Here is a 21,973-nt window from a genome sequence, read left to right as displayed (position 1 = left end):
AAAAAAGCGGAGATATCTTCCCCGCTTTATGCTGAATTTCTTTGTTTTTCTGACTGGAAAATGTATCGATCTCGTCCGGCTCCCTGTCCGGCTGCTCCCATTACGATCAGGGCAGCAATGAGAAGCACAATCGGCATCGTCCAAGAATGCGTCTGGTCAAAGAGATAGCCGACAAAGATTGGCCCGACTGCTGCCAGCAGGTAGCCGAATGACTGAGACATGCCTGACAGCGCAGCGGCCTGTTGGGCATTTTCACTGCGGAGACCAATCAAAGTGAGCGCCAGACTAATGCTGGAGCCTTGTCCGATACCGATAATGATCATCCAGATGGCAAGCAATGTATGGCTTCCGCCCGCTAATAATCCGCAAAGGCCGATCAGATAAACTGAGGCCAGCGCCGCAACGATACCGCGCTGCTGTTTCACACGGTCAGCTAAAACTGGTGTCAGAAAAGTGGAAGGCAGACTCGCAAATTGCATGAGTGATACCATCCATCCGGCTGTTGCCGTATCAATCCCGTGTGAACGGAGGATTTCAGGAAACCAAGCGATGCTGCTGTAAAATAAAAACGATTGCAGGCCCATAAAGATGGTGACATACCATGCCATTTTGGAAGCCCAAATGGAACTGGATTGCAGCTTCATTGTCTGGTTTGCCGTATCTCGATGGCGCAGCTGAGGTATCCAGATCAGCAATGCAAGCAAAGCCAGCCCGCCCCATAAGAGAAAGGCTTGTTTCCATCCGCCATTCATCTGGGTCGCTAAAGGAACGCTGACACCTGATGCTAAAGCTGCGAATATATTCATTGATGTCGTATACAGGCTGATCATGATCCCTGGCTTTTCAGGGTATTTATGTTTGATTAAGCTTGGCAAAAGTACGTTACCAATCGCAATCCCGACTCCGATAAGTGCCGTTCCGAAAAACAAAGCGGCAGTATAGCCGGTAGAACGAGTCAAAACACCGATAAGCAGTATCACGAGACCTAGCCATAAAGTTCGCTCATTTCCGAGGCGCTGTCCAAGCTTAGGTGCAAGCGGAGAAAGAACTGCAAACGAAAGCAGTGGCAGTGCGGTCAAAAAACCGGCTGCCCCATTGGACATGTGCAGCTCTGCCCGGATAGAGCTGATGACCGGACCGACTGAAGTGATCGCGGGCCGTAAGTTAAAGGCGATAAAGATAATGCCGGTGATCAGCCAAAATGATTGGATTTTTTTATTATGTGGATGTGGCAAAGCAGTTACTCCTCTTTTCTAACATATACATGATATTATCCCGAAACAGGTAAGCAAGTATGTGAATGAAGGCTATGATTTGTCCTCTTTTTGCAGTTCAGCCATTTTGGCAAGCAGAATATGCTGAGGCATATGCATGATCTGTTCAAGCGGCAGATTCAAGGACTCTGCAAGCTTTTGTGCAGTTTCAGCAGAAATTTGCAAAGGTCTCACAAAAGATCCCTCCTCTCTTCTGTCCATTGTACAAGAATCAGATGTGAAATGTAAGAAGATGTCACAAAGGAATAGAGCAATCGGAAAATGACCGTTATAAAAGAGGTAAGGAGGGTTCTTATGCACGCACCGTTATCCTTATTAAAACAAATGCTGAAGGAACACCAAATAGACACTGAAAAAGCTGTCACTTTCGAAGAATATATAGCAATGAGGCTAAAGCTTCAGGAGCTGATGGAGAAATTTGCTTCGATCGGGGAGTGGGATCTGTATCAAAAAGCGGCAGATTTGATGATGCACATAGGCATCCAATGGATGAAATAAACCGATAACCGCTAAAAAACCCTCGCTGCAGCGAAGGCTTTCATTCATTAAAATGAGTGTTCTTCTTCCACATTTTTAAACTGGTCATAAATTACAAGCTTAGACGGACTGTTTTCCTTAGCCACCTGTTTGGCTTTTTCAATAGCGGCGTCTTTAGACGTATACAAAGCTGTCGGCGCTACATTCTCCACCTCAATAAACCAGCCGTCCGCATCAACATTAGGTGTAATCGCATATTTCTTTATCATCTTTCATTCCTCCCTCATGTTTTATTGCATTTTTCCCGCCTTGTTACTGTCCGAAACGATCCAATCTGCTAACTGAAAAAAACAGGAAACAGACAATTTTTCTATTTTTTTTCTGTAGAAATGGTAGAATGGAGGTTGGAGATTTTTTAATGAGAGGACGGTGCTTAGCATGACAGACCTTCTGAATGACCGGCTTCCTCCGCAAAATATAGAAGCCGAACAAGCCGTGTTAGGCGCTATTTTTTTACAGCCGTCTGCTTTAACACTGGCTTCAGAAGTATTGATTCCAGATGATTTCTATAGAATGTCCCACCAAAAAATCTATAATGCGATGCTGGTGCTCGGTGACCGAGGTGAACCGGTTGATCTGGTGACGGTAACATCAGAGCTTGCGAACACAGACCTGCTGGAAGAAGTAGGCGGCATTTCATATTTGACAGATATCGCAAACTCGGTGCCGACAGCGGCTAACATAGAATATTACGCGAAAATCGTTGAGGAAAAATCGATTCTTCGCCGATTAATCAGAACTGCGACAACGATTGCTCAAGACGGGTATACCCGTGAGGATGAGGTCGAGGATTTACTAAGTGAAGCGGAAAAAACGATTATGGAAGTGGCACAGCGCAAAAACACGAGTGCCTTCCAAAATATTAAGGACGTCCTTGTCCAGACCTATGATAATATCGAACAGCTTCACAATCGAAAAGGTGATATCACGGGAATTCCAACAGGGTTTACGGAGCTTGACCGGATGACTGCGGGTTTCCAGCGCAACGACTTGATCATTGTGGCTGCCCGTCCGTCAGTAGGGAAAACAGCCTTTGCCCTGAACATCGCACAAAACGTGGCGACAAAGACCGATGAGAGCGTAGCAATTTTCAGTCTTGAGATGGGTGCAGAGCAGCTCGTTATGCGTATGCTCTGTGCCGAGGGAAATATCAATGCCCAGAATCTCCGTACAGGTAACCTGACCGAAGAGGATTGGGGCAAGCTGACGATGGCAATGGGAAGCCTATCGAACAGCGGGATTTACATCGACGATACACCGGGTATTCGAGTGAGTGAAATCCGTGCCAAGTGCCGCCGCTTGAAGCAGGAAAGCGGGCTGGGCATGATTTTGATCGATTACCTGCAATTGATTCAGGGAAGCGGTCGTTCAAAGGACAACCGTCAGCAGGAAGTATCTGAAATTTCCCGTGAACTGAAGTCGATTGCGAGGGAGCTGCAAGTCCCTGTTATCGCGCTTTCTCAGCTTTCCAGGGGTGTTGAGCAGCGTCAGGATAAACGTCCGATGATGTCTGATATCCGGGAATCAGGAAGTATCGAGCAGGACGCGGATATTGTCGCGTTCCTTTATCGTGATGACTACTATGACAAAGAAACCGAGAATAAAAATATTATCGAAATTATTATCGCCAAACAGCGTAACGGCCCGGTAGGAACCGTGTCTCTTGCGTTCGTAAAAGAATACAACAAATTCGTCAACCTGGAACGGCGTTTTGATGACGCAGGCGTTCCGCCCGGCGCATAAGCCCCAAGAGCAGCTCTTGGGGTTTTTTTCATTCGAAAGATGGAAGAAATACCGTTCGCTCAGCGGATGAAAATTTGAAAGCGTTTTAATAAAATGGTGCAAAAAGGAGATGGTAACAATATGGGAAAGCGTTTTTCGTCTTTTCACGCAGCACAAATCCGAATTGCGCGTCCTACGGGCCAGCTTGATGAGATTATTCGTTTTTACGAAGAGGGACTGTGTTTGAAACGAATAGGAGAATTTTCACAGCATAACGGGTATGACGGTGTCATGTTCGGCCTTCCTCATGCCGATTATCATTTGGAATTCACCCAGTATGAAGGTGGAAGCACTGCCCCCGTTCCCCATCCCGACAGCCTTCTTGTTTTTTATGTGCCGAATGCAGATGAACTGGCAGCGATCACTTCAAAGCTAAAGCACATGGGCTATCAAGAGGTCGAATCAGAGAACCCGTACTGGAGCAATGGGGGCGTGACGATAGAGGACCCGGACGGCTGGCGGGTCGTTTTTATGAATTCAAAAGGGATATCAGGCAAGTGATTCTTTCTTATGCTAAAGGATGAAAGTTTCGCAAGCTTTTTATGACAAAACCGTGAGAAAACGCTTATAAAACGAATGGAAGCGAACGAATATAGATTTACAATAATTTAATGTTCGGATTTACAATTGACTTTCTGTTTCTTCACTGATAAACTTGATTTGTTTGAATAGAATCGTTTTGAAAGGTTAACGGAGGTGCACGGACATGTCTTCAGTAGTTGTAGTAGGTACGCAATGGGGCGATGAAGGAAAAGGTAAAATTACAGATTTCCTATCAGAAAATGCAGAAGTGATCGCCCGTTATCAAGGCGGAAATAACGCAGGGCATACAATCAAGTTTGACGGAATCACATATAAGCTTCATTTAATCCCGTCTGGAATTTTCTATAAGGATAAAACGTGTGTAATCGGAAACGGAATGGTTGTAGATCCGAAAGCATTAGTCACAGAGCTTGCGTATCTTCATGAGCGCAACGTGAGTACAGATAACCTGAGAATCAGCAACAGAGCTCACGTGATTCTGCCGTATCATTTGAAATTGGATGAAGTGGAAGAAGAGCGTAAAGGGGCTAACAAGATCGGCACAACGAAAAAAGGAATCGGCCCTGCTTACATGGATAAAGCAGCCCGCATCGGAATTCGCATCGCGGATCTGTTAGACCGTGACGCGTTTGCGGAAAAGCTTGAGCGCAATCTTGAAGAAAAAAACCGTCTTCTCGAGAAAATGTACGAGACAGAAGGGTTTAAACTTGAGGATATCTTAGACGAATATTATGAGTACGGCCAGCAGATTAAAAAATATGTTTGCGATACATCTGTTGTCTTAAACGATGCTCTTGATGAAGGGCGCCGTGTATTATTTGAAGGCGCACAAGGGGTTATGCTCGATATCGACCAAGGAACATACCCGTTTGTTACGTCATCTAACCCGGTTGCCGGCGGTGTCACGATCGGTTCTGGTGTCGGCCCGACCAAAATCAAGCACGTTGTCGGTGTATCAAAAGCATATACGACTCGTGTCGGCGACGGTCCTTTCCCGACTGAGCTGAAAGATGAAATCGGCGATCAAATCCGTGAAGTCGGACGCGAATATGGAACAACAACAGGCCGCCCGCGCCGTGTCGGCTGGTTTGACAGCGTTGTTGTCCGCCACGCCCGCCGTGTGAGCGGAATTACAGATCTTTCTCTGAACTCAATTGACGTCCTAACAGGAATTGAAACGTTGAAAATCTGTGTGGCATACCGCTACAAAGGCGAAATCATTGAAGAATTCCCAGCAAGTCTTAAGGCACTTGCTGAATGTGAGCCGGTATATGAAGAAATGCCAGGCTGGACTGAGGATATTACAGGTGCGCAGAGCTTGAGCGAGCTTCCGGAAAATGCGCGCCATTATCTTGAGCGTGTGTCTCAGCTGACAGGCATTCCGCTTTCTATTTTCTCTGTCGGTCCAGACCGCTCACAAACAAATGTCCTTCGCAGTGTGTACCGTGCGAACTAAATAGAATATGTCTGCAAGCCCCTATTTAAGGGGCTTGTTTTTGTTTGAAAGCCGCATATAAGTTGGTCTGAGAAAAAAATATGAAAAAAAACCAAAAAAGTTATTGCCACTTCTATTTGTTCGTGATATTATAAATCTCGTTGTTACGGAAACTGCTTCAATAGAGTACGAGATAAGAACTAGATCTAAGTCGTTTGCTCTATAGAAATTCCGACATCTTTAAGAGCCATTAGCTCAGTTGGTAGAGCATCTGACTTTTAATCAGAGGGTCGAAGGTTCGAGTCCTTCATGGCTCACCATTTCGTGAAGGCCCGTTGGTCAAGCGGTTAAGACACCGCCCTTTCACGGCGGTAACACGGGTTCGAATCCCGTACGGGTCATTGATTTACTTTAGCGTTATTGCTAAATTCCTTATTTGTCTGTGAGAGCTGACACGACAGCTCTCCGGGCAATTACTGTAAGGTCCGGTAGTTCAGTTGGTTAGAATGCCTGCCTGTCACGCAGGAGGTCGCGGGTTCGAGTCCCGTCCGGACCGCCATTTTACTTTACTTAGTAGAGAAAAATAAAACATTTGGCTCGGTAGCTCAGTTGGTAGAGCAACGGACTGAAAATCCGTGTGTCGGCGGTTCGATTCCGTCCCGAGCCACTTACCAAACGCATCTGCAATCGTAGGTGCGTTTTTTCTTTTAGGAAAAAGGCAAACATGAGGAGTGTTATAATAGAAGAAAAAGGGAGAACCGGCCCTGCGGCCGGTTCAAAGAAGAAGACGTCATTGATAAAGACGCACTCCGGTGAGGGGAGGTTTCAATAAAGTTATCTTTTTTAAAAAAAGTTGACCAGCATGACAATAGATAAACAACTGGCGATAAAGGTGAAACATGTGTTTTTTTTCTAAACCTTTATTTTTTTTATCTTTTGACCTTAAACCGTTATAATAGACAAGGACCCATTCTTTACATGGGCCATAAGTGATGAAACGAATGTTATATAGATGAAATGAAGTCATTCGGCAGGAGGAAAATCAAAATGATGGATAAAAAGATCCTTGTAGTAGATGATGAAAAACCGATTGCAGATATATTGGAATTTAACTTAAGAAAAGAAGGCTATGAAGTGCACTGTGCCCACGACGGAAACGAAGCCGTTGAAATGGTAGAAGAGCTTCAGCCTGATTTAATTCTTTTAGATATTATGCTCCCGAATAAAGACGGCGTTGAAGTATGCCGCGAAGTCAGAAAGAAATACGATATGCCAATCATTATGCTGACGGCTAAGGATTCAGAAATTGACAAGGTTATCGGGCTTGAAATCGGTGCCGATGACTATGTCACAAAACCATTCAGCACACGCGAGCTCTTGGCGCGTGTAAAAGCGAACCTGCGTCGCCAGCTGACGACAGCGCCTGCGGAGGAAGAGCCTTCCTCTAACGAGATTCATATCGGCTCTCTCGTCATCTTCCCTGACGCGTACGTTGTTTCAAAACGAGACGAAACAATCGAATTGACTCATCGTGAGTTCGAATTGCTTCATTATTTAGCAAAACATATCGGACAAGTGATGACCCGTGAACATTTGCTTCAAACCGTTTGGGGCTATGATTACTTCGGCGATGTCAGAACGGTTGACGTAACAGTCCGCCGACTTCGTGAAAAAATCGAGGACAACCCGAGCCATCCAAATTGGATCGTCACACGCCGCGGTGTAGGTTATTACTTGAGAAACCCAGAACAGGACTAATGCCCATATGAATAAGGTTGGTTTTTTTCGGTCGATCCAATTTAAGATTACCTTGATTTATGTGCTTTTGATTATCATTGCCATGCAAATCATTGGTGTGTATTTTGTCAATCAGGTAGAGAAGTCGCTGATCAGCTCTTATGAACAATCGCTGAATCAGCGAATCGACAACCTTTCTTATTATATCGAACAAGAATATAAGAGCGATAACGACAGTACCGTCATAAAGGATGACGTCAGCCGTATTTTGAATGACTTCACGAAAAGTGATGAGGTTCGGGAAATTAGCTTTGTAGATAAAAGCTATGAAGTGGTCGGTTCTTCAAAGCCGTACGGTGAGGAAGTGGCTGGGAAACAAACGACCGATCTGATTTTCAAAAGAATTTTTTCTACCAAACAGTCGTATTTAAGAAAATATTATGACCCGAAAAGCAAAATCAGAGTTCTTATTTCCGCGAAGCCCGTCATGACTGAAAACCAAGAGGTTGTCGGCGCGATCTATGTTGTCGCGAGTATGGAAGATGTCTTTAATCAAATGAAGACGATCAACACGATACTGGCGTCCGGCACAGGTTTGGCACTTGTTTTGACGGCTCTTCTCGGTATTTTTCTGGCAAGAACCATTACCCATCCGCTTTCAGATATGCGAAAGCAGGCGATGGAGCTTGCGAAAGGGAATTTCTCTAGGAAGGTTAAAAAGTACGGGCATGATGAAATTGGGCAGCTGGCCACAACGTTTAACCACTTAACGAGAGAGCTTGAAGATGCCCAGGCGATGACTGAAGGAGAACGCAGAAAGCTAGCCTCTGTCATTGCCTATATGACAGACGGCGTAATCGCCACAAACCGAAATGGAGCGATTATTCTCTTAAACAGCCCGGCGCTGGAGCTGTTGAACGTTTCACGTGAAACAGCCTTAGAAATGCCGATTACGAGTTTGCTGGGGCTTCAAGAGAATTATACTTTTGAAGATTTAGTGGAGCAGCAGGATTCTATGCTGCTTGAAATTGAACGCGATGATGAATTAACGGTGCTTCGCGTGAATTTCTCTGTGATTCAAAGGGAACACGGCAAAATTGATGGTTTAATCGCTGTCATTTACGATGTAACCGAACAAGAGAAAATGGATCAGGAACGCAGAGAATTCGTTGCGAATGTATCACATGAGCTGCGGACGCCGCTTACGACAATGCGCAGCTATTTAGAAGCGTTAGCTGAAGGCGCGTGGGAAAATAAAGACATTGCTCCGCGCTTCTTAATGGTGACGCAAAATGAAACAGAGCGTATGATCCGGCTTGTCAATGATCTGCTTCAGCTGTCGAAATTTGACAGTAAGGATTATCAATTTAACCGGGAATGGATTCAGATTGTCCGGTTTATGTCGCTTATTATTGACCGTTTTGAAATGACAAAAGAGCAGCATGTGGAGTTTATCCGCAATCTGCCGGACAGAGATCTGTACGTCGAGATCGACCAGGATAAAATTACGCAGGTGCTCGATAATATTATTTCTAACGCTTTAAAATATTCACCGGAAGGCGGACATGTCACGTTCTCGATTGATGTCAATGAAGAGGAAGAACTTCTCTATATCAGCGTGAAGGATGAAGGGATCGGCATTCCGAAAAAAGATGTCGAAAAAGTCTTTGACCGCTTCTACAGGGTGGATAAAGCGAGAACGAGAAAACTTGGCGGCACCGGTCTGGGATTGGCGATTGCCAAGGAAATGGTACAGGCGCACGGCGGAGATATTTGGGCGGACAGCATAGAAGGAAAAGGCACGACGATTACATTTACTCTTCCATATAAAGAGGAACAAGAGGATGATTGGGATGAAGCGTGAAAATATAAAAACGATATTACTTACGGTACTCGTCGTCATCAGTCTTGTTTTTACATGGGGGATATGGACGTTCCAGCCAAACTTTTCTGAAGGCTCATCCTCAACAGAGTCTACTGTTCGTGTGAAACATAAAATCGAAAAAAACACCCAAAAGCTGTCTGAAACGGTAAGGCCAAGGGACATGTTTATCCATGATGACGGCGCTCATTATAAAGTGGATGACAATGCCCTCTATGAAGAAATTTGGTCTGACTTGCCGCATTGGGATGTGAAAGGAATTAAAGATATTTCGGATCAGTATGACAAGGCTGGATTCAAAAGCTGGTTTTATGGAATAGGCGGTTCTGAAGCCAAGCTTGACTTGCAATTCAGCGATACGATTCCGATTGATATTTTCCAAACGCTGTTTAAATGGTCTAATCAGTCGTTTGAATACAGTTCGTTTGACCATATTCTGATCCCGTTCAATGAAACAAAAGCGAACAAGAAAATCTATTTGGTGTCATACAGCAAGCAGCTCATTCTTGAAGTGACGGTTGAATCAGCAAACTACCGGAACATTATGAACGACTTGAAAAACAGGCAATCAAATATGCCGGCGTTCAGTTTGTTCTCCATTGGCTCAAAGAAAGAGTTCTTGCTGCCGAACAAACCGCTTACGATGGACAAAAAAGAATTTGTCACAGAATCGATTAAAACAAATACCTTTAAGCAGGCTTTGTTTAGCGATCCGAGCATCGTAAGGGAAGATTCGAATTACAACAACAGAAATGTGCTGACAGATGGGATCAGCCGTTTAGATGTGAATCTAAGCCAGCGACAGGTGCAATTCCAGCAGCGCAATTTGGTGCAGAGCACATCCTATCAAACAGGTGAGTTAATCAAAAAGAGCCAAAAATACCTTGAGGATACCGGAAGCTGGACGGATCACTATCAATTTTTCAGTATCAATGACAGCCAGCAGCTGAGTTTCTATATCTTTATGGATCAGATCCCGGTCATTAACAGCACCGCCAAACCTTTCGGAGCGACATCGGCGATTACGGTGCAATGGGCGAATGATGATATTCTCAGCTATAAGCGGCCGAATTACAGTCTCGGAACGAATCCAATTAAAACAAGTGAAACAGAGCTCATGAGCGGCAGCGAAGTGAAGATGCTGCTTTCGAAACAAACCGCTTATGATACGGACAAAATTGATCAGATCTTCCTTGCTTATCAATTGGTATCAACATCAACCAACGATGATCCTCTCGTTGAACTGGAACCGGTTTGGGCGATGAAAGTAAATGGAAAAATTGTGCCGATTACAAAGGATTTATTGAGGAAGGAGGGGGCTAACAGTGGAGTGGAATAAGACAAAATCAATCTTCATCGTTGCCTTCCTCATTTTAGATATTTTCTTAGGCTATCAGTTTTTTCAAAAATGGCAGGCTACCGGCAAGGAATATGAAGTCATTAAAAATGATGTCGAGCATGACATGAAGGCCGATCATATCACGTATGAAGGCTTGAATAAGGAAGCGACAGAAGGCTATCGGATCACGGCAAATCAAAAAGCCTTCACCAAGGAGGAAATTGAGGCGCTGAAGGATCAAAAGCCTTTGATGGACATGCCTAGTGATGATCATAAAGTAACGAGCCTGAAAATGAAGTTTGCAAATCCAATAGCCCTATCAAAGAAGGATATCGAGGACGATGCTCAGGCACTTGTTTCTTCAAAGATTCAAGATGGCGAAAAATATAAGCTTTGGAAGGTTAATAAATCGAAGAAAGAAATTATTTTCTTCCAAACGTACGAAGGCCATTATATTTACCAAAAGACCGATAATCCCGCTAATATGATCGGGCAAGTGGTATTGCACTTAAACGGTAAAAACGAGGTTGTGTCGTACGACCAGACAACGCTTGAGACCTTCAAGCAAATCCAGAAAGAAAGCTTAATTACTGAAATGGATGCGGTTGAGCTATTGTACTATCAAAATCAATTAAAAGAATACAGCACTGTGAAGAGCTGTAAATTCGGCTATGTAGCACAATATCCGCTGACAAGTACGCAGGTGCTGGCGCCGGTATGGAGAATTACGGTCGAGTACGAGAAAAAAGTGAACGGTGAGAAAAAGACAGTACAAGAGTATTTTACTGTGAATGCTTTGGAGAGTACGATTTTAGATACAGATCAATGAAAATAATGGAGTGAGACAAACATGAGCTTGCAATTTAGCGTACTTGCGAGCGGGAGTACGGGAAATGCGTTTTACCTCGAAACAGAGGATCACGCATTTTTAGTGGACGCCGGTTTGAGCGGAAAAGCCATGGATGGGCTGATGGCGCAGATCGGGCGTAAGCTGGATGATGTAGACGGCATTTTTGTGACGCATGAGCATAGTGACCATATTAAGGGCCTTGGTGTCGTCGCCAGAAAGTACAAGCTTCCGATCTATGCGAATGAGAAGACTTGGAAAGCGATGGAGAATCAAATCGGCAAAATTGACACCGATCAAAAGTTTGTATTTCCGATGGAGACGGTGAAGTCGTTCGGCGGACTTGATGTTGAATCGTTTGGCGTCTCCCACGATGCGGCGGAACCGATGTTTTATGTATTCCATTATAACGGCCGAAAGCTCGCATTAATGACAGATACGGGATATGTCAGCGACCGGATGAAAGGCATTATCCGTTCAGCGAATGTGTTTGTGTTTGAAAGCAATCACGATGTCGGTATGCTGCAAATGGGGAGATACCCATGGAGCATTAAGCGGCGGATTTTAAGTGACGTCGGGCACGTGTCAAATGAAGATGCTGCCTTGGCGATGACGGATGTCATTGGTGATGAGACGTCTCGTATTTACCTGGCGCATTTGAGCCAGGACAACAACATGAAGGAGCTGGCAAGAATGTCTGTACAGCAGACATTGGCTTCTAAAGGATTTGTGACGGGTGAGACATTTGACTTATACGACACTGATCCGAAGAAGGCCACTCCGCTTTGCGCTGTATAATTTTTCTATGTAAATCATGACTATTCTAGGAGTTTCTAACCCACAATATAACCATATTAACGTTCTTGGAAAGGATGGAATATGGTGGATTACGAACGTGAGGAAGAACATACTACTCCTGAACAGCCAAAGAGAAGCAAAAAAGGATATTTTCTTTCGAGTCTGATTGGCGTGATTGTCGGTGCCGTATTAATGGCGTTTATCATGCCGTACCTTTCAAATGAAGGGCTAGATACAGGCGCCTTAGATCAGCAGCAAAACAACAATGGCCGGGAATCAATCAGGACGGTGAATGTCAGTGTCAACAATACGGTCACCAAGATTGTCAGCAATGTGTCGCCCGCCGTTGTGGGTGTTGTGAACATCCAAAAATCAGATATACGGGGAGAGAGCGGCGAGGCTGGGAGCGGCTCTGGCGTCATCTATAAGAAAAATGACCATTCCGCTTATGTCGTGACCAACCATCATGTCATCGAAGGCGCTTCCCAAATTGAAATCAGCTTGAAAGACGGATCGCGTGTATCAGCTGATCTTGTCGGCAGCGACCAGCTGATGGATCTGGCCGTTTTACGGGTGAAAAGCGATAAAATTAAAGCAGTCGCCGATTTCGGAAATTCAGATAAAGTGAAGTCTGGGGAGCCGGTTATCGCGATCGGGAACCCGTTAGGCCTTGAGTTTGCAGGCTCTGTCACACAAGGCGTCATCTCAGGTACGGAGAGGGCGATCCCAGTGGATTCAAACGGTGATGGACAGCCTGACTGGAACGCAGAAGTCCTGCAAACAGATGCGGCCATTAACCCTGGGAACAGCGGCGGTGCTTTGTTAAATATGGATGGGAAGGTCATTGGCATCAATTCAATGAAAATTGCCGAGTCGGCGGTTGAAGGGATTGGCCTGTCGATTCCATCTAAGCTCGTGATCCCTGTGATAGAGGATTTAGAGAGATACGGAAAGGTCAAACGCCCGTTCCTTGGCATTGAGATGAAATCCCTAAGCGACATCGCAAGCTATCATTGGGATGAAACATTAAAGCTTCCTAAGCATGTTACCAATGGAGCGGTTGTGATGGGTGTAGACGCCTTTTCACCTGCCGGAAAAGCGGGGCTGAAGGAACTGGATGTCATCACGGAATTTGACGGATACAAAGTAAATGATATTGTTGACCTGCGAAAACGGCTTTATCAGAAAAAAGTCGGTGACCGGGTGAAGGTGAAGTTTTACCGCGGCGGAAAAGAAAAATCTGTAGACATCAAGCTGTCCTCCGCAGACCAATTAGGCAGTTAATCAAAACAGTCTGGCATCATTTGCCAGGCTGTTTTGATATGCAAAAAAAAACTGAACGGGGGTCACGCCCGTTCAGTTGAAAAGGATATATCGAATATGAAGAAAAATACAAGATGGTTGTTACACGTGAAACAGCAAATAGCAGTTAGCTGCAAATACTTCCGTTCTCAGCATTCACTTTAATGGTTTGTACCGTGTGGTTGCTAGCTGTGATGGTCATGATATACACATAGGTGCCATTTTCTTTCTTCAATGCAGAAGATGTGACGGTGCCTTTGCATTTTTTCAACGCAATGCTTTGTGCTTTTGCTTTTGTAATCGCGGCTTGTTTATTTTCAACGTGATGCTTGACGATTTTTCCGCTGCTGCGGTTAATGTTAGAGGTGTGAATTTTGCCATCCTCACCAAGCACTTTAATGACATAGACATAAACGCCATCTGCTTTCTTCATTTGTGCTGATTGAACTGCGCCTTTGCACTTCTTTAAAGCGACAGTTTTTGCTTTAGAGAGCGTAATAGAAGCCTGCTGCTGGGTTTGAACTTTAGCAGTGTCCTCTTTATGCAGAACAGCCGCGTGTGCGGATGATAAAGAACTGATTGAAATGACCGCACCTAAAGCAGCTGCAGGTAATATTTTCATATTCATTTGTAGGTCCTCCTTAGAAAAAGAACTGAACGCGGGTCACACACGTTCAGTTTAAAAGAGTATTTAGAAAAAGGTAGACATGAACTTAGAACTTTGTATTAAAACAAGACTGGTGTTATACGTTGAATTTCAGTTATTTTACTGCTGGCAAGCAGTTATTTTATTTGCAAATGCTTCCGTTTTCAGCGTTCACTTTCACTGTTTGTTCAGTGTGGTTTTGGGCAGTGATTTTAATCACGTAAACGAATGTTCCGTTTTCTTTCTTCAAATCAGTAGATTTCACTGTGCCTTTGCATTTATTTAGTGCAATTTGATGTGCTTTTGTTTTTGTAACGGCTGCGTTTTTCTTTTGCACTTCTTGTTTTACGATTTTACCGCTGTCACAGTTGACATGAATTTTATGAGTTTTTCCATCTTCGCCAAGCACTTTGACAACGTAGATGTATGCGCCGTTTTCTTTCTTCAATTCAGAAGATTGAACTGCGCCTTTGCATTTGTTGAGTGCGATTTGATGCGCTTTTGTTTTAGAAAGATGTGCTTGTTTCTTTTGCTCGTGTTTTGCGACTTTGCCGTTTTCTCCATTGATATGGAGCGTGTGAAGGCTTCCGTCTTCACCCATTACTTTCACGACGTAAGCGTAAACACCGTTTTCTTGCTTCAGCTCAGAAGATTGAACCGCACCTTTGCAGTTTTTCAAAGCGATCGATTGGGCTTTTGTTTTGCTGATATAGCTTTGTTTCTTTTGAACATCATGTTTCACAACTTTGCCGCTGTTGCAGTTGACGTTCATCGTATGCTGTTTGCCGTCCTCACCGAGAACTTTCACAACATATACGTATGTGCCATTCACTTTCTTCATTTGGGCCGTTTGAACAGTACCTTTGCATTTGTTCAACGCAACCTGTTTTGCCTTTGCTATTGTGATGGAAGCCTGTTGCTTCGTCTCAACCTTCGTTGATGTATCATCCTTTTGAATGACAGCGGCGTGAGCAGAAGTGAAAGAACTGATTGAAATAATCGTTCCCAGTGCAGCTCCTGATAAAACTTTAGTGATATTCATGTGAGATTCCTCCTTTATTTCATTGTTGGCTGTACCAACTAAGGCAATTGTATAGGCCGAAGCTGAAAATCAAATGAGGGCTGGCTGAAAACTTGCTGAATTCAGCTGATTTTTAGGGAAGATTCAGTTTGTTTTCAGTTAAAAACGAATAATAGGAGGGGAAGGGAAAAAACTAATCAGAGGTTTATGCCAACTAAGGAGAGAGCACAGCATGAATAGGATGAAAGGCATCAAGATTTTGCTCGTGGACGATGAACCGGCGATATTAGATTTTTTGACAATGGGTCTTGAAAATGAAGGCTTTGAAGTGAAGACAGCAGCTGACGGAATGACAGCGATGAACACCGTAAAGACATTTCAGCCGCATGTGGCCATCTTGGATGTGATGATGCCCGGAATGGATGGACTGGAAGTATCGAGGATGATGAAAAAAACCGGCCATACCGCCGTTATTATGCTTACGGCCAAGGATGAGGTGGGGGTTCGGGTAAAAGCGCTGACAGAGGGCGCTGATGATTATATGATCAAACCCTTCAGCTTTGAAGAGCTGCTGGCGCGAATCTATGCGAGAATTCGGGATCACTTTCCCAACTTGTTTGAAGAATTCGCGCTCGGTCCGTTTCGAATTGATGATCGGCGCAGAGAAATCCGCTATCAGGAAGAGGTGCTCAAGCTTTCAGCAACAGAATACGAGCTTTTAAAGTTTTTGGTGCTGAATCACGGCCTTGTGCTCAGTAAAGCAAGGATTCTGGATAAAGTATGGGGGTATGATTTTTACGGAGAAGAGAATATTGTTGAAGTGTACATTCGTTCCTTGCGGGAAAAATTGAATGACAAAAAGCATGAAGTGATCCGAACGGTTCGGGGTGCGGGCTATCGGGTGGATATTGAATGAAAAAACGATTCAAAACACTGCGCTTTCAGCTTTTATTCCGTTCATTATGCATTCTCGTTCTTCTATTGGTGTTTGTCGGCGCTATGCAATATGTGTTTGGAAAACGCCTCTTATATGAAAACCGAGCTGTCAGCATTCAAAGTTATATCAACTCAACGGAGCCAACCATCTGGAATAATATTAAAACATACAAAAGCCATCCCGACAGCTCGGAAAAGTCAGATGGTGCTGTCCGTCCCGCCTTTATCTATCCGGGCGTGACCATTGTTTTTATCGATAAGAAAACAAAAGACAGTACGGTATTGTCGACCGATCCATATGCGGGAGCACCGCCAACAGTGAAAAAAAGTGTATATGATGAGGCATTAAAAGATACGATGGCCTTGCATTACAAAATCACGAAAAATGAATCCGGCGAGGAAGTGCTGATTGTGTTTCAGGCTATTACTATTGATGGAAAAGAAGCAGGCGTGATCCAAATGAGTACTTTAACAGAACCACTGAAGGACGTACTGCTCCGGCAAATCAGCATTTATTCCACGCTCTCGCTGGTTGCGCTCCTGCTCGGGCTTTTCACGTTCTTGCCTGTGGTCAGACATACGCTTAAACCGTTATCACAAATGGTACATATGATGGGAGATATTAATGCAGGAAATTTGAATAAAAGGCTTCCTGTATATCAAAAACAAATCGAAATTGATACGCTTGCCATTTCGTTTAATCGCATGCTGGAGCGGATTGAAACGTCATTTAAAGCAGAAAAAGAGGCGAAGGAGCGCATCCGGCAATTTGTATCAGACGCTTCACATGAACTGAGGACACCTTTAACGTCGATACACGGCTTTATCGAAGTGCTGCTGCGTGGCGCCGCGCTTCAGCCTGAGCAGAGAGATAGGGCGCTGAATAGTATGTATGAAGAGTCGAAGAGAGCCACTCGGCTGATAGAGGATCTGTTGTTTTTAGCAAAAATTGATCGGGTGCCGAGCTTTGAAATGAAGAGAGGAAATCTCGATGCGCTCATAAGGGAGATGGAGCCGCAGCTCAGTCTGCTTGCGAAAGAAAGAAGGCTGCAGCTGTGGCTTGAGGATGATGCTGAAGCGGTGTTTGACAGAGATAAGATGAAACAGGTCATTTTGAATTTGGTTTATAACGCGGTGCAGTATACAAATGAGAAAACCGGTGCCATCACCATCTCTCTGCAAAGAGGCAGTGACGGCGTGAGGTTGATGATAGCGGACAACGGCACAGGCATCGCGCCGGAGCATTTGCCGCATTTATTTGACCGGTTTTACAGGGCAGACCCATCCCGCTCCCGAAAATATGGAGGTTCGGGATTAGGCCTTGCCATAACGAAATCGATTATCGACAGTCACAATGGGACGATTGAAGTGAAAAGTGAAATCGGCAGAGGCACTGTATTTATGATCAGGCTTCCTGCACCAGTTCATTCGTCAGATGAGTGAGAAAATTTCTTCAGCCGGTATTGAAGGCTTTGTCTGCTGATGCCAAGTTCCTGAGCGGCTTTCGAGATGTTATGGCCGTGTTTTCTTAACACGTTCTCTATCACATATTTTTCGAAGCTTTCCATTTTTTCTTTTAAGTCCGCGGCCGGCTGGTGTCTTGGTGTTTCAGGCTCTGGGATGTCAGCCGGCTTGATTTTCATGCGGTATTGATAGGGCAGATGGGAAGCCGTAATCGTTTGCTCGTCCGTCATGAAATTCATTGCGCCTTCGATCATATGCTCAAGCTCGCGAATATTTCCCGGCCAGTCATAAGAAAGGAAAAATTGCTTCACGTCATCGCTGATGTGTTCAACATTCATTTGGAATAGATGGTTGTTTTTCTGGATGAACTCCGATGCGAGAAGCAAAATGTCTTCTTTTCGTTCCCGAAGCGGCGGGATGATCAGTGTGACGACACTCAGCCTGTAATACAAGTCCTTCCGCATTCGTTCGCCTGCAATTGCATCAATTGGGTCTTCATTCATCGTGGCAATAATACGTACGTCAATCGGTGTATCCTTTGTCGAACCGATGCGCCTGATTTTCCGTTCTTGAAGGGCGCGTAGCAGCTTCGCCTGAAGGCTGAGATTCAGCGAGTTGATTTCATCTAACAGCAGCGTCCCGCCGTGGGCTTGTTCAAACAGGCCGGGCTGGTCGACAGCGCCGGTAAACGCGCCTTTTTTCGTTCCGAACAAGATGCTTTCCACAAGGCTGTCTGGCAGTGCCGCACAGTTTTGCGAAATAAACGGGCCGCCAGAACGATCGCTTCCATTATGGATACTTTGCGCGAACAGTTCTTTTCCCGTGCCGGTTTCGCCTGCTAGAAGGACAGATGATGACGTACGGGTTGCCCGCTTGGCGTTTTCGATGACGTCTTGAATGGCCGGACTGGTGCCGAGAATACTGTCAAACGTATAGGTTGTGCTGCCTTTTTTGTTCATATTCTCCCTGATCAGCCGTTCAAGCTTTGTCACATCCTTGGCAATTTCAACAGCGCCCCTGATTTTGCCGTCTTGGACGATGGGATATGTATGATTGATCGTCGTAATTTCCTGGCCTTTATTATTGAAATAGCTCTGTTTGACGTTTTTAATCGTCTTGCCTTCCTGAAGAGCCTGTACCAGTGTGCTGTCCTGCTGCTTTGAAAACATAAACACATCCATCAGGTTTTTATTCAAGACGTCATGCTTCTCCATATCTTCAATCTGCATCATTTTATTGTTATAAACGATTGTGTTTCCATGCTCGTCTACCACGTGCAGGCCAACATCGATTTCATCTAAAATGCTCTGAAAAACCAATGTGAGGAATTCGCTGTCTTTGACCACTGTATGAACCTCCCTCAGTTTTCTTAATATTGCTTCTATTTTATAAAAAAATGGAGAGGATATGCAAAAGAATTTTGCACTTGCTGGAATTTTTGCTCGAAATATCAGAATGTTTTTGCACCTTGTCCTCGAAAATTGTAGAAAACACACGAATTCTTGATTTGGCACAGAACTTGCATTTATATAAAGGGAAAGCAGGATAACATGTTGAAACAGAAAACAAGGGGGAATTCAAATATGCCAGCTTTATCTAAATCTAAAGAAATTATTGATCAGACGTCTCATTACGGAGCCAACAATTATCATCCGCTCCCGATTGTTATTTCTGAAGCGCTGGGTTCTTGGGTAAAGGACCCGGAAGGCAATGAATATATGGATATGCTGAGTGCTTATTCTGCGGTAAACCAGGGGCACAGACACCCGAAAATCATTCAGGCATTAAAGGATCAGGCTGATAAAATCACCCTCACGTCACGCGCGTTTCATAACGATCAGCTTGGGCCGTTTTACGAAAAAACAGCTAAACTGACAGGCAAAGAGATGATTCTGCCGATGAATACAGGAGCCGAAGCGGTTGAATCCGCGGTGAAAGCGGCGAGACGCTGGGCGTATGAAGTGAAGGGAGTAGCTGACAATCAAGCGGAAATTATCGCATGTGTCGGGAACTTCCACGGCCGCACGATGCTGGCGGTATCTCTTTCTTCTGAAGAGGAATATAAACGAGGATTCGGCCCGATGCTTCCGGGAATCAAACTCATTCCTTACGGCGATGTGGAAGCGCTTCGACAGGCCATTACGCCGAATACAGCGGCATTCTTGTTTGAACCGATTCAAGGCGAAGCGGGCATTGTGATTCCGCCTGAAGGATTTTTACAGGAAGCGGCGGCGATTTGTAAGGAAGAGAATGTCTTGTTTATTGCGGATGAAATTCAAACGGGTCTCGGACGTACAGGCAAGACGTTTGCCTGTGACTGGGACGGCATCGTCCCTGATATGTATATTTTGGGCAAAGCGCTTGGCGGCGGTGTGTTCCCGATCTCATGCATTGCGGCGGACCGCGAGATCCTAGGCGTGTTTAACCCTGGCTCACACGGCTCAACATTTGGCGGAAACCCGCTTGCATGTGCAGTGTCTATCGCTTCATTAGAAGTGCTGGAGGATGAAAAGCTGGCGGATCGTTCTCTTGAGCTTGGAGAATACTTTAAAAGCGAGCTTGAGAGCATTGACAACCCGGTTATTAAAGAAGTCCGCGGCAGAGGGCTGTTTATCGGTGTGGAATTGACTGAAGCGGCACGTCCGTATTGTGAGCGTTTGAAGGAAGAAGGGCTTTTATGCAAGGAAACGCATGATACAGTCATTCGTTTTGCACCGCCATTAATCATTTCCAAAGAGGATTTGGATTGGGCAATAGAGAAAATTAAGCACGTGCTGCAAAACGCATAAATCCGCACCATGGCGGGATATTCACTTCGTTTGTATAAATTTACAACAGAAAAATCAGCACTCCCTATTTGCTCAGCTACAGTATTTTAGTATAATGTATCTTTATGAGAAGAAGTGAATTTTATATTAAATAGATAGAGACTCTTTGGACAGCAAACTGGGATAGCACCATGCAGATGTTCCAGCTTAGATCCAATACAAGTTGCTGAAGGGGTGCAGAAAGTGAATACAAACCAAGATAACGGAAATCAGCTCCAGCGGACAATGAAATCACGCCATTTGTTCATGATTTCATTGGGCGGAGTGATCGGAACCGGTTTCTTCCTTGGAACCGGGTTTACCATTAACCAAGCGGGACCGCTCGGCGCGGTTCTGTCCTATTTAGTGGGCGGCTTTATCATGTTTTTGACCATGCTCTGCTTAGGAGAGCTGGCAGTCGCCTTTCCTGTGTCGGGGTCCTTCCAGACCTATGCCACGAAATTTATCAGCCCGGCTTTCGGGTTTGCGTTCGGCTGGCTGTACTGGCTCGGCTGGGCGGTTACATGCGCCATTGAATTTTTATCAGCGGGGCAGCTGATGCAACGATGGTTTCCGCATATAGACGTGTGGATCTGGTGTCTGGTCTTTGCGGCACTGATGTTTATTCTAAATGCGATCACCACAAAAGCCTTTGCAGAATCAGAATTCTGGTTTTCAGGCATTAAAATTTTGATTATCCTTTTATTTATTATTCTCGGCGGAGCTGCCATGTTTGGCCTGATTGATCTGAAGGGCGGAGAGCAGGCGCCGTTTTTGACACATTTTTATGAAGACGGGTTATTTCCGAACGGCATAAAGGCAATGCTGATTACGATGATTACTGTGAACTTTGCGTTTCAGGGGACTGAGCTGATCGGGGTTGCAGCCGGAGAAAGTGAAGACCCTGAAAAAACGATTCCGCGGTCCATCAAACAGACAGTATGGAGAACGCTTGTGTTCTTTGTGCTTTCAATCATTGTCATTGCCGGCATGATTCCGTGGAAACAGGCTGGAGTTGTGGAAAGTCCGTTTGTTGCCGTATTTGAGCAAATTGGAATCCCATATGCTGCTGATATCATGAATTTTGTTATTTTAATCGCACTGTTATCTGTTGCGAATTCAGGTTTATACGCATCAACACGTATCCTGTACGCGATGGCGAATGAAGGACAGGCCTTTAAAGCGCTCGGCAAAACAAATCAGCGCGGTGTGCCTATGTACTCGTTAATCGTAACGATGGCTGTGGCCTGCCTATCACTTCTGACAAAGTTTGCGCAGGCTGAAACTGTATATATGGTACTGTTATCTTTGGCGGGCATGAGCGCGCAGGTCGGCTGGATTACGATCTCGCTTTCCCAAATCATGTTCAGACGCAAATATATCCGTGAGGGCGGGAAGATAGAAGATTTGAAATTTAAAACACCGCTGTACCCGGTGCTTCCGCTGATCGGCCTAACGTTAAATACGGTCGTGCTCATCAGTCTTGCATTTGATCCGGAGCAGCGTATCGCGCTGTATTGCGGCGTACCGTTTATGGTCATTTGCTACATCATTTATCATGTCGTCATTAAAAAACGCCAGCAGGCAAATCGTCAGCTAGAGCTTTAAAAACGTTGTCCGCAA

Annotated in this window: 20 protein-coding genes, 4 tRNA genes and 1 pseudogene; 19 read left to right on the top strand and 6 right to left on the bottom strand. The window is 44.8% G+C overall.

Features of this window, described 5'->3' with window-relative positions; genetic code table 11:
- Nucleotides 1–26: 26 nt before the first annotated feature.
- Nucleotides 27–1,235: a CynX/NimT family MFS transporter gene (locus tag NST79_RS21150; protein ID WP_003226917.1), complete on the bottom strand. Its 1,209-nt coding sequence runs from the start codon at nucleotides 1,233–1,235 to the stop codon at nucleotides 27–29.
- 72 nt (nucleotides 1,236–1,307) lie between these two features.
- On the bottom strand, nucleotides 1,308–1,448 hold the full coding sequence (locus tag NST79_RS21145; RefSeq protein WP_003242786.1) for a YycC family protein: 141 nt from the start codon (nucleotides 1,446–1,448) through the stop codon (nucleotides 1,308–1,310).
- Nucleotides 1,449–1,568: 120 nt separating this feature from the next.
- On the opposite strand from NST79_RS21145, the gene NST79_RS21140 reads away from it, so the two are divergent.
- On the top strand, nucleotides 1,569–1,772 hold the full coding sequence (locus NST79_RS21140; RefSeq protein ID WP_038428112.1) for a hypothetical protein: 204 nt from the start codon (nucleotides 1,569–1,571) through the stop codon (nucleotides 1,770–1,772).
- Nucleotides 1,773–1,819: 47 nt separating this feature from the next.
- Here the strand turns inward: NST79_RS21140 and NST79_RS21135 are convergent, their stop codons facing one another.
- Nucleotides 1,820–2,020, bottom strand: a complete 201-nt coding sequence (locus NST79_RS21135; protein WP_003226922.1) for a DUF2188 domain-containing protein — start codon at nucleotides 2,018–2,020, stop codon at nucleotides 1,820–1,822.
- A 169-nt stretch (nucleotides 2,021–2,189) separates the two neighbouring features.
- Here NST79_RS21135 and dnaB point away from each other — a divergent pair, with 169 nt between their 5' ends.
- The 14 genes and pseudogenes from dnaB to NST79_RS21065 all read left to right on the top strand — a co-directional run bounded on the left by dnaB (nucleotide 2,190) and on the right by NST79_RS21065 (nucleotide 13,607).
- Nucleotides 2,190–3,554 (top strand): replicative DNA helicase, encoded by a 1,365-nt coding sequence (dnaB, locus tag NST79_RS21130; protein WP_003226923.1) that lies wholly within the window; start codon nucleotides 2,190–2,192, stop codon nucleotides 3,552–3,554.
- Between the two features lie 120 nt (nucleotides 3,555–3,674).
- On the top strand, nucleotides 3,675–4,094 hold the full coding sequence (locus tag NST79_RS21125; RefSeq protein WP_024572954.1) for a VOC family protein: 420 nt from the start codon (nucleotides 3,675–3,677) through the stop codon (nucleotides 4,092–4,094).
- Nucleotides 4,095–4,299: 205 nt separating this feature from the next.
- Entirely contained in the window at nucleotides 4,300–5,592 is a 1,293-nt protein-coding gene (gene purA, locus NST79_RS21120) for an adenylosuccinate synthase (protein WP_212059492.1), read from the top strand.
- 223 nt (nucleotides 5,593–5,815) lie between these two features.
- A tRNA-Lys gene (locus NST79_RS21115) sits at nucleotides 5,816–5,891 on the top strand.
- Nucleotides 5,892–5,900: 9 nt separating this feature from the next.
- Nucleotides 5,901–5,972: transfer RNA gene (locus NST79_RS21110), tRNA-Glu, on the top strand.
- A gap of 81 nt (nucleotides 5,973–6,053) precedes the next feature.
- Nucleotides 6,054–6,130: transfer RNA gene (locus NST79_RS21105), tRNA-Asp, on the top strand.
- 35 nt (nucleotides 6,131–6,165) lie between these two features.
- Nucleotides 6,166–6,238: transfer RNA gene (locus tag NST79_RS21100), tRNA-Phe, on the top strand.
- A gap of 383 nt (nucleotides 6,239–6,621) precedes the next feature.
- The gene (walR, locus tag NST79_RS21095) at nucleotides 6,622–7,329 is read left to right on the top strand and encodes a cell wall metabolism DNA-binding response regulator WalR (RefSeq protein WP_003244363.1); all 708 of its coding nucleotides are present in this window, start codon (nucleotides 6,622–6,624) and stop codon (nucleotides 7,327–7,329) included.
- A 7-nt stretch (nucleotides 7,330–7,336) separates the two neighbouring features.
- Nucleotides 7,337–9,172 carry a cell wall metabolism sensor histidine kinase WalK gene (gene walK / locus NST79_RS21090; protein WP_009968432.1) on the top strand — a complete coding sequence of 612 codons (1,836 nt, stop codon included), beginning with the start codon at nucleotides 7,337–7,339 and terminating at the stop codon, nucleotides 9,170–9,172.
- On the top strand, nucleotides 9,162–10,529 hold the full coding sequence (gene walH / locus NST79_RS21085) for a YycH family regulatory protein (protein ID WP_212059494.1): 1,368 nt from the start codon (nucleotides 9,162–9,164) through the stop codon (nucleotides 10,527–10,529). The genes walK and walH overlap by 11 nt, the downstream gene beginning before the upstream one ends.
- On the top strand, nucleotides 10,516–11,358 hold the full coding sequence (gene walI / locus NST79_RS21080) for a WalRK two-component regulatory system regulator WalI (RefSeq protein WP_029318542.1): 843 nt from the start codon (nucleotides 10,516–10,518) through the stop codon (nucleotides 11,356–11,358). Before walH ends, walI begins: the two co-directional genes overlap by 14 nt.
- A gap of 21 nt (nucleotides 11,359–11,379) precedes the next feature.
- Nucleotides 11,380–12,174, top strand: coding sequence for an MBL fold metallo-hydrolase (locus NST79_RS21075; RefSeq protein ID WP_003226939.1), 795 nt, complete (start codon nucleotides 11,380–11,382; stop codon nucleotides 12,172–12,174).
- An 81-nt stretch (nucleotides 12,175–12,255) separates the two neighbouring features.
- A complete protein-coding gene (htrC, locus tag NST79_RS21070; RefSeq protein WP_212059496.1) occupies nucleotides 12,256–13,458 on the top strand; it encodes a S1C family serine protease in 1,203 nt (400 codons plus the stop codon).
- 20 nt (nucleotides 13,459–13,478) lie between these two features.
- Nucleotides 13,479–13,607 (top strand): annotated as a pseudogene (locus NST79_RS21065) (hypothetical protein).
- On the opposite strand, the gene NST79_RS21060 reads toward NST79_RS21065, so the two are convergent.
- Both NST79_RS21060 and NST79_RS21055 read right to left on the bottom strand, forming a co-directional pair.
- Nucleotides 13,604–14,104, bottom strand: coding sequence for a PepSY domain-containing protein (locus tag NST79_RS21060; RefSeq protein ID WP_212059497.1), 501 nt, complete (start codon nucleotides 14,102–14,104; stop codon nucleotides 13,604–13,606). The pseudogene NST79_RS21065 and the gene NST79_RS21060 sit on opposite strands and share 4 nt — an antisense overlap.
- 160 nt (nucleotides 14,105–14,264) lie before the next feature.
- On the bottom strand, nucleotides 14,265–15,164 hold the full coding sequence (locus tag NST79_RS21055) for a PepSY domain-containing protein (RefSeq protein ID WP_212059498.1): 900 nt from the start codon (nucleotides 15,162–15,164) through the stop codon (nucleotides 14,265–14,267).
- 211 nt (nucleotides 15,165–15,375) lie between these two features.
- Here NST79_RS21055 and NST79_RS21050 point away from each other — a divergent pair, with 211 nt between their 5' ends.
- Nucleotides 15,376–16,059, top strand: coding sequence for a response regulator transcription factor (locus tag NST79_RS21050; protein ID WP_024573086.1), 684 nt, complete (start codon nucleotides 15,376–15,378; stop codon nucleotides 16,057–16,059).
- The gene (locus NST79_RS21045; RefSeq protein ID WP_212059499.1) at nucleotides 16,056–17,522 is read left to right on the top strand and encodes a HAMP domain-containing sensor histidine kinase; all 1,467 of its coding nucleotides are present in this window, start codon (nucleotides 16,056–16,058) and stop codon (nucleotides 17,520–17,522) included. Before NST79_RS21050 ends, NST79_RS21045 begins: the two co-directional genes overlap by 4 nt.
- On the opposite strand, the gene rocR is transcribed toward NST79_RS21045, so the two are convergent.
- Complete coding sequence (gene rocR / locus NST79_RS21040; RefSeq protein WP_029318546.1) at nucleotides 17,504–18,889, bottom strand: arginine utilization regulatory protein RocR; 1,386 nt, start codon at nucleotides 18,887–18,889, stop codon at nucleotides 17,504–17,506. The genes NST79_RS21045 and rocR overlap by 19 nt on opposite strands.
- Nucleotides 18,890–19,126: 237 nt before the next feature.
- Here rocR and rocD point away from each other — a divergent pair, with 237 nt between their 5' ends.
- The gene (rocD, locus tag NST79_RS21035) at nucleotides 19,127–20,332 is read left to right on the top strand and encodes an ornithine aminotransferase (RefSeq protein ID WP_024571526.1); all 1,206 of its coding nucleotides are present in this window, start codon (nucleotides 19,127–19,129) and stop codon (nucleotides 20,330–20,332) included.
- 222 nt (nucleotides 20,333–20,554) lie between these two features.
- A complete protein-coding gene (locus NST79_RS21030) occupies nucleotides 20,555–21,958 on the top strand; it encodes an amino acid permease (RefSeq protein WP_014481465.1) in 1,404 nt (467 codons plus the stop codon).
- Nucleotides 21,959–21,973: the final 15 nt, after the last annotated feature.

This window comes from Bacillus sp. PS196, from assembly GCF_037963555.1.
GTDB lineage: Bacteria > Bacillota > Bacilli > Bacillales > Bacillaceae > Bacillus > Bacillus subtilis.
This window is presented reverse-complemented; position numbering and strand designations above follow the sequence as displayed.